The organism is Paraburkholderia sp. CNPSo 3281 (assembly GCF_024206515.1).
Lineage (GTDB): Bacteria > Pseudomonadota > Gammaproteobacteria > Burkholderiales > Burkholderiaceae > Paraburkholderia > Paraburkholderia nodosa.
In genome coordinates this window covers 1-1947 of the sequence record NZ_JAMBPS010000131.1, presented here as the reverse complement: position 1 = coordinate 1947, position 1947 = coordinate 1, and the positions used below count along the sequence as shown (strand labels likewise).

Here is a 1947-nt window from a genome sequence, read left to right as displayed (position 1 = left end):
CTGCCCCTTGAACACTGGCACGCATGGCTGCAAGACCCCACGCTCGCCGACGCAATCCTCGACCGCCTCGTCCATCAAGCTCACAAGCTTGCATTGAAGGGCGATTCGATGCGAAAGAAGAACGCTCCTGATCAAAAAGTAGCCTGATCTCGAACACTCGCAGTACAATCTAAGCACTACGCAGCACCTCCCTCCTGGCCTGTTCGACTTCATCGAAACGGGCGTTCAACTTCCCCGAAATACGCACTGTATGTCGCCTTTGAACTGGGTGACAGGAGCTGGAAGCTTTCGCTGGGCGATGGGGTGCGCGCGCCGAGCCGCTGCACGTTGGCCGCCGGCGATACGGCCGCAGTCTTCACGGCGATTTCAAAGGCCAAAGCGCGCTGTCATCTGGCCACTGATGTCCTGGTGCGCAGCTGTTATGAAGCCGGGCGTGACGGCTTCTGGCTGCACCGCTGCCTGGAAGCACATCAGATCACGAACATGGTGGTGGATTCAGCCAGTATCGAAGTGAACCGGCGCAGACGTCGCGCCAAGACCGACCGTCTCGACAGCGACAAGCTGCTGTCAATGCTGATGCGCTACTACGGCGGTGAGCGCCGGGTTTGGGCGGTCGCACGTATCCCCACCCCCGAACAGGAAGATGAGCGGCGGGTACACCGTGAACTCGATCGCCTGCGGCAGGAGCGCACTGCCCATAGCAACCGCATCCGCTCGCTGCTGGTGCTCCACAACCTGCGGCCCGAGCGAATCGGTGGCCGCGCGTGGGCGCTCTGGTGGGCGCAGCACACCACACAGCTGTTGCCAGCCCTGCGCGCCGAGATCGAACGCGAATTCGAACGGCTGTTGCTCGCTGCCAGGCAGATCAGGGCGCTCGAGGTACAGCAGCAGCGCGAGGTGCGCAGCGGTGCGCAACCCGCGATTGCGCGGCTCGCGCGCCTTGCGGGTATCGGCACCGGCAGTTCATGGGTCCTGATCAGGGAACTGTTCGGTTGGCGGCAGTTTCACAACCGCCGTGAAGTGGCCGGCTGCCTGGGCCTGGCCCCGACGCCCTATGCCAGCGGCACCAGTGAAGTTGAGCAGGGCATCAGCAAGATCGGCAACAAGCGAGCCCGATGGCTGATGGTGGAACTGGCGTGGAGCTGGTTGCGCTTCCAGCGCAGCAGCCAGCTAAGCGACTGGTTCAACGAGCGCTTTGCAGGCGGCGGCAAGCGTATGCGACGCATCGGCATTGTGGCACTTGCCAGACGTCTGGCGGTCGCGCTATGGCGCTATCTGGAATTCGGTGAGATTCCCCTCGGGGCAACCCTCAAGCCCCCTGCCAAGAAGGTGACAGCGACCTGAGTAGCCAACGTCGAGCGGCAACAGCGTTTGAAGGTTCGGCGCGCCCGGACAGTAAGCGGGTTACCTTCGCAGGTAACCGTAGTTCTAGATGGGGCGCGTCCATAAGGGGTGGTTCCAGCGCCTTGCGCATGCGGTATGTGGTGCCCGGTCTCGTGCCGGCACGGATAGAAGTTGGTCCGGTCACTACTGTCGTACAGCAAGAAAGCCATCGTTGCATGAGCCCTTGTCCAAGCAGGATGCGCAATGTAGTAATGGAATCAGGAACGTGGCGCTGAGCGCGCTGGACTGCCCCGGGGGATGTAATCCGAGGGAAGGGCAGGCAGCGCGCGTTCAAGGAAGTTTTTTTACCATGTCCCACCTGATTGCATTCTGAGTCGTTGAGCCATCAGAAACCCATACGCAGCGATACTCAGTGTGGCGTGATGGTGAAAGCCACGCCAGCCTCGTCCTTCATAATGACCGAGCCCGAACTCCTGCTTCAGGTCCTGATAGTCGCGCTCGATGCGCCAGCGCATTTTGGTCACGAACACGAGCTGCTCGAGGGTCGCCTCTTCGGGGGCCGTAGTGAGAAAGTATTTGAGCGGCTCCGTATCGCCAGCAGGC

At 61.5% G+C, this 1947-nt stretch carries 2 protein-coding genes and 1 pseudogene; 2 read left to right on the top strand and 1 reads right to left on the bottom strand.

What is annotated here, in order from left to right:
- Positions 1-147 (top strand): ATP-binding protein (locus M3I56_RS40415; protein WP_254357844.1); only part of this gene is annotated, 147 nt, incomplete at its 5' end.
- A 180-nt stretch (positions 148-327) separates the two neighbouring features.
- Positions 328-1344, top strand: coding sequence for an IS110 family transposase (locus M3I56_RS40410; protein WP_254358631.1), 1017 nt, complete (start codon positions 328-330; stop codon positions 1342-1344).
- A gap of 257 nt (positions 1345-1601) precedes the next feature.
- Here M3I56_RS40410 and M3I56_RS40405 read toward each other — a convergent pair.
- Positions 1602-1947: pseudogene (locus tag M3I56_RS40405) on the bottom strand (transposase); the annotation flags it as partial.